Source organism: Vibrio sp. Vb2880, assembly GCF_033337975.1.
Taxonomy (GTDB): domain Bacteria; phylum Pseudomonadota; class Gammaproteobacteria; order Enterobacterales; family Vibrionaceae; genus Vibrio; species Vibrio alginolyticus.
Genome location: NZ_JAWORT010000052.1, coordinates 1 through 6,385, shown reverse-complemented (window position 1 = coordinate 6,385; position 6,385 = coordinate 1). Strand labels below are relative to the sequence as shown.

Here is a 6,385-nt window from a genome sequence, read left to right as displayed (position 1 = left end):
CAATCAATTGGGAAATTCAGCAAGAAAAATTGGTGAGGCTTCATTGAATTTAGAGCTGAAAGCATTGCTTATGGCGTGCGACAATCCCACCTAACAAACTGTTCAAGAGGGATTCGCAACGCGTGGCATTTTTACTATGCGTTGGTTTTAGTGTTTAAGGTGGCATGCGGCGGCATCGGTATTGCGTTGCTCACCCCTTAACAGGGCGTTATACGTGTCCACTAGTATTGAGGATATTATGATTGAGAGAGCTGTAGCGGCAACTCTGTACTTGGATGTATTGATTCCTTGGGAGCAGAATATTAAAGAAATCGACCAAAAGGGTAACTTCGATATCCGGGCTAAGGGGTTCACTGCATTTAAGCGTTCCAACAATCTCAAGGTGCAAGTAAAGAAAAAGGTGCCGGAATCAGATTTACACATTAAAAATTACATTTCACGTGAATTACTTGCTGAAAATGTACTTATTTTGTCTAAAGGTGACAATTCGACGGCTCGTAGTATTCTAAGGCATTTTAGAAACTCGATTGCTCATGGGCATGTAAAACAACAAAAGATTAAACGTGTAAACTACCTTGTATTCTCAGCTTCAAATAAAAATCGGCATCAGTTCTATTTAAAAATTAGGCAGTCTCTACTCAACACTTTCATTGCGGCACTGATGTCGACAGTAAAACACGTATAACAAAGCGTTTAAGACAGATTCGCAACGCTTGGCAGTTTTAGTTTGAATCGGTATTAGTGTTTACGGCACAATAGGTTAGGTTCAGTGGTTGCGTTGCTCACTACTTAACGCGGCGTTATAAATACATTCAAATCTTCTGTAATAATAAAAGGAATTTCAGTATGGCTAGAGAAAAATATACGATGCCAATGAATTGCCCTAATAAAGAGTGCAATCAAAAAGGGGAGTTTAAAATTTCGGAAAATGACTATCCATTTATGAGATCGTTAGATCGTGACGTTCACTGCATCAAGGGAGAGTTTTCCGTAAAGATGGTAAGTGATAGTGACGCTGAAGTAACATGCGACTTATGTAACCACACGTTCAAGTGGTGAAACGACCGCTGATTTATAACAAACTGTTTAAGAGTGATTCGCAACGCTTGGCATTTTTGCTATGCGTTGCGTTTAGTGTTTAAGGTGGTATGCGGTAGCTTCGGCATTGCGTTGCTCACACCTTAACAGGGCGTTATGTGACCTGAAGTTTTGCGATTAATCTTGTTTATTATCAACTTGTTGCTTATTATTGAGCATTTTTATTGAATGTGAATCCATATATGAGAATTGCGACAAAACTACTAACCTTAGCTCTTTCTTTTGTCTCCACTGCGACATTTTCAAGTGAAATCTTAATTATTAATAATCAATATAGTGACATGAGATACAATATGTATGGCCTTGGAGAGCGAACTATCAAAGCTAGAAATGACGGAGGCAGCTACAGGCGCTCAGTTATTATTGAATCAGCCATTAGTATCCCTGAATGCAGTTCAACAAATGCATATACAGTTCAGTGTCCCATACTAATTCTCAGTAAATCCCCTTGGGAAATGTCGTACTCAATTACTGAGACTAAATATCTGAAACTTGAAGCGAGTTCGTGTACATTTAATAGGCAAAAACCGTCGACGGACTACATTATATCTTGTAACTAGTTGCGCCCAAGGTAGGCATTAGTTTTGGTAAGACAAAACCGCACCATTAATAGTTCACATAACAAAGCATTTAAGAGTGATTCCCAACGCATGGCATTTTTCATTCCATTGTTGGGTTCTGTGTTTACGGTGGTATGGTTAGGTTTCGTGGAAGCGTTGCTCACACCTTAATGCGGCGTTATGTTGCTAGAGGGTTGCGAGGAATAAAGTGCTTAATTTATTGAAGTTTTTTGTTGTCAGCAATCTCATTGCAACCGCCGTTGTGGTCGCATTTGAGGAATCTACTGGGTTCTTTGGTCTTAATTTTTGGTCTGACTACGCTTTCTTTGCCGTGATGATTCTTTGGGGAATAGCAGCATTATTTTTTATGTATCCTCCTGAAGGTGGTTTTGGTGGCGATAACGCGGAAAGGGTGACAGGTTCAATGGTCGATGGTTCGGTGGCTGATGAAATTGACGACGAACGTTTTTCGTCAAACACGATATTTTGCATCAAGCTTTTTGTTTCTGGCTTACCAGCGTTTCTAACGTGCGTAATAGCGAGCTTCGCAACATAACAAAGCGTTCAAGAGGGACTCCCAACGCTTGGCGGTTTTAGTTTAAAGTTTGGCTTATGTGTTTATGGCACAATGCTTAAGTTTGGGGGGCATAGCGTTGTCGCCCCTTAACGCGGCGTTAGTACGGGTTTGGCATCAAAGGTCATAAGTTTTGGTGTGTATCTGTTTTGGCGCTCGTCTGTACACCTTTCAGTTAGTGCCTTTCACGTTCTTTCCGGTGGCACTATATGCGGAGTGTTCGCTTTGATTTCACCGTTTACGGTTTCTAACTCTTAGCCTATTTCTTTGGTGCTTCTTCATTTTTGTGGAGGCTTCTGAGTAAATCTTGGTTGCTATTGGCGCTGCCGTCGGAGCGCGAAGATCGAATCCTTTCCTAATTTGAAGTGAGTGAAAGTAGGGGAGTTCAGTGCATTTTTCTTCTAGCCAACTTTCGTCTTTCAATCGGGGTAAAGTTTTGTAGCTGCCCGTCTCACTTCAGTGTTCAAAGCCTTTCATATCATGCCAGTTTTCAATATCTTGGAGCGCATAAATAGAAGTAGCGCATGTACTAACAAATTGCTTAAGAGTGATTCGTAACGCGTGGCATTTTTACTTTGCGGTGGCTTATGTGATTAAGGCGCTGTGCGGTAGCTTTTGTATTGCGTTACTCACACCTTAGCAAGGCGTTATAAATCAGAAATATTTATGAGAACTATTCAAGAACAATTCAATAAAATCCTCGAGGATTTGGTTGCTGATAACCCAGCTAAAGCGCGAGAGCTAGATATCAAAAAGCTGGTTGCTGACTTAACTCCAGAATTTGTAGAAATGATCGGTAAATCATTGCATTCCTCAATGCCTGAAATGCTTTCACATCGCAGGTCAGATTTTAGCTCGTTTGCGGATATGAATGTTGAAAAATGGCAATCGGCTTTTGATCTACTTGAAACGCATATCGTAATCTGTACTGAAGCGGGAGCAACTCTAAATTCAAAGTATCGCCCAGAAGCAGCAGAACAAGGGGACTTGATATTTGACCTATTAGTTCGTCATCACGCTAGAGCCTGCCACATAGCAAACGAAATTTTATGCTTATTAAAGAATGGGTTCCCTGATGCTGCACACTCAAGATGGAGAGCGTTACATGAAGTGAATGCCACTGCCTTATTCATTTTTAATCACGGTCAAGAGTGTGCGGAACGCTTTTATTTTCATGATGTTGTGGATGCTTATGACGCTATGAAAGAGCATCGTAAATACGAAGACCGGTTACAAGCAAAGGGACCAACAGATATAGAAATGAATGAATTGAAAAAGGTTTATGATGATCTCATCATAAAATATGGTAGAAGCTACGCCGGGCATTATGGGTGGGCTGCATATTTGTTTCCGGGACATAGTCGCGTAGGATTCGGTGCTATTGAGAAAGACGTGGGGCTTGAACATATGCGCCCTTATTATAAATGGGCAAGCCAAAATATTCATGCAGGCTCGAAAGGTTTGAGAAACCGCTTAGCGCTTGTTGATTGTAGCGAAGACATATTGGTAGTTGGGCAAAGCAATTCAGGTATGACAGATCCGGCTCATGCTACAGCCATTAGTTTACTCGGGGTAACGAGTACATTACTGACCTATAAGCCCTCGTTGGATACAATTGTAATGCTGCAAATAGCGGCAAAGTACTCAGATAAAATTGGTCGTGAGTTTCTCAGGCTTTCGAGGAATACTGATTTATAACAAACTGTTTAAGAGTGATTCGCAACGCGTGGCATTTTTACTATGCGTTGCTTTTAGTGTTTAAGGTGGTATGCGGTAGTATCGGTATTGCGTTGCTCACACCTTAACAGGGCGTTAGGCTAATCAGGGAGATAAAGATGTCGCTTTGGGTTTTGGTTCCGCTTTCATTTTTCCAGCTTGGAGTAGGTAGCATTATTGGTTTTGGGCTTATATTTCTCTCAGGTATAGATCGGGGAGAGAAGCTTTCTGAGTTCAACAATAATATTTGTGTAGCGCTATGGTTTCTATATGTCTTTTCGGTGTTCACGAGTTTCGGACTAATAATTTATTTTTACTTAATTGATAGCCAAGCATCGTATTATCTATGGTATTTAACGCAATGGGTGGTATTGGCCGTTCTTGTAGGCTACTGGCGAATAGCGAGCGTAAAATTAGCCTAACAAACAGTTCAAGAGGGATTCACAACGCGTGGCATTTTTACTATGCGTTGGTTTTAGTGTTTAAGGCGGTATGCAGCGGCTTCGGTATTGCGTTGTTCACCCCTTAACTGGGCGTTAGCTTACTAATAGACGGAGTCAATAAAATAGAAGATAATAGGCAATTGATTTAATACTAAAGTTTATGCGGAGACGTAAATGAATCAGTTGGCTCTGATCCCTCGTGTGGAAGAGGGAGAAATTATTCCACAACGCCTTGGTGATGGGTATATCAGTGCAACAGCACTGTGCCAGTCAGTCGGAAAGCGTTTCGGTGATTACCATTCCTTGAAGGGTACTCAAGAATTTATTGCTGAATTATCGGCTCAAACTAATGTTCCAAAAGATCAGCTAATTCATATCGTTCGAGGTGGCGACCCGAAACTACAGGGTACTTGGGTACATCCATATTTAGCAATTAACCTTGCCCAGTGGCTGTCTGCAAAATTCGCGGTAAAAGTATCGCAGTGGGTTACAGAGTGGCAGCAAGGAAGTGCAAATGCTGTATTGCCAGTACACTTGGAACGTTACATGCAAAATCGCTCGAAAGTTCCTTATACTCATTTTTCAATGCTGAATGAGCTGACTTTAAACCTCATTGCACCTCTGGAGCAAGCTGGGTACACGTTACCGCAATCTTTAGTTCCTGACATTTCGGAAGGACGCATGTTCTGTAAGTGGTTGCGCGATACCAAGGGTATTGAACCGAACACTTTCCCAACTTATAAGCATGAATACCCTGATGGTCGTGAAGTGGATGCAAAATTGTACCCTATTGAACTGTATGAAGACTTCCGCCGCCATTTCAACGAAGTTTGGATTCCAGTTCAAGCTCCTAAGTACTTCAAGCAACGTAGTCCACAGGCTCTACAACTAATTCAGACATTGATGCTCGAAGCAAAGTAAGCTAACAATCTGTTTAAGAGTGATTCGCAACGCTTGGCATTTTTGCTATGCGTTGCGTTTAGTGTTTAAGGTGATATGCGGGATCTTCGGTATTGTGTTGCTCACACCTTAACAGGGCGTTATGTTTTAAGGAGGAAACTTGGAAACAGGTGTAACTATAAGCTTGGCTCAAATCCCGATCGTCAGAGGCGACTTATGTGGAAATATTGAAAATCACATTAAAATGATCGAGGAATCGTCTTCTTACAAAGCTGATGTTGTCGTTTTTCCGGAATTATCATTGACGGGCTATGAGTTAGATTTAGTTGCTGAGCTAGCGTTTTCGCCTGAGCCGTCGAGTTTTAAAGAACTCTCTCAAGCGTCAGTTGAAAATGATATTATAGTTATTGCAGGTTGTCCGCTAAAAGCTAACAATTCCTCAAAGCCAACAATAGGTGCGGTAGTTTGTTTTCCCGATGGCTCAGTCCAATTTTATTCAAAGCAATATCTGCATGAAGGCGAAGATAATTATTGTTCTTTTGGGGCGACGGATTACTTCTTTACTGTGAATGGGTATTAAATAGCATTGGCTATTTGTGCCGACTTTATAACGTCGGAACATTCTCTGCGGGCTAAAAAGCTTGGTGCAGATGCTTATGTTGTAAGTGCTCTAATTTCTGGTAATGGTTTTACCCCTGATTCTAAAATCCTATCCGAAATTGCTTTAGAGCAACGAGTTCCAGTACTTCTAAGCAACCATATCTCAGAAACAGGTGGCTGGAAAACTTGTGGTAAAAGCTCAGTCTGGGATTCATTTGGGAAGCTCATTATTAGCTCTAGTGAAAAAGACAGTGGTTTGGTTTTGTGTACTATTGCTGGCAATGAGATCGAGGCTACTAAAACATAACAAACAATTTAAGAGTGATTCAGCACGCTTGGCATTTTTGGTTTGGGTCTAATTTAGTGTTTACGGTGTTCAAATCTAGTGCTGTAGTAGCGTGCTTCACACCTTAATTGGGCGTTATGTAGCCGCGAGAGGACGGTAAGTTAAAAGGATTTATATATGTTAAATATTCGGCAAGCTCGCATTGAAG

The 6,385-nt window shown here is 41.2% G+C and carries 4 protein-coding genes and 1 pseudogene; all 5 read left to right on the top strand.

The window, feature by feature from the left end; genetic code table 11:
• The first annotated feature begins 214 nt into the window (after positions 1–214).
• The 5 genes and pseudogenes from R7M92_RS24545 to R7M92_RS24525 all read left to right on the top strand — a co-directional run bounded on the left by R7M92_RS24545 (position 215) and on the right by R7M92_RS24525 (position 6,198).
• Positions 215–685, top strand: coding sequence for a HEPN family nuclease (locus tag R7M92_RS24545; protein ID WP_140265722.1), 471 nt, complete (start codon positions 215–217; stop codon positions 683–685).
• A 1,181-nt stretch (positions 686–1,866) separates the two neighbouring features.
• Entirely contained in the window at positions 1,867–2,214 is a 348-nt protein-coding gene (locus R7M92_RS24540) for a hypothetical protein (protein WP_318134539.1), read from the top strand.
• A 684-nt stretch (positions 2,215–2,898) separates the two neighbouring features.
• Positions 2,899–3,930, top strand: coding sequence for a DUF5677 domain-containing protein (locus tag R7M92_RS24535; protein ID WP_239938605.1), 1,032 nt, complete (start codon positions 2,899–2,901; stop codon positions 3,928–3,930).
• 635 nt (positions 3,931–4,565) lie between these two features.
• On the top strand, positions 4,566–5,312 hold the full coding sequence (locus R7M92_RS24530; protein ID WP_140249540.1) for a KilA-N domain-containing protein: 747 nt from the start codon (positions 4,566–4,568) through the stop codon (positions 5,310–5,312).
• Between the two features lie 139 nt (positions 5,313–5,451).
• Positions 5,452–6,198, top strand: a pseudogene (locus R7M92_RS24525) (carbon-nitrogen hydrolase family protein).
• Positions 6,199–6,385: the final 187 nt, after the last annotated feature.

Bases quoted from the DNA above. Each gene is read 5' to 3' on its own strand.
- R7M92_RS24535 (WP_239938605.1), top strand. From the start codon at position 2,899: ATGAGAACTATTCAAGAACAATTCAATAAAATCCTCGAGGATTTGGTT.
- R7M92_RS24530 (WP_140249540.1), top strand. From the start codon at position 4,566: ATGAATCAGTTGGCTCTGATCCCTCGTGTGGAAGAGGGAGAAATTATT.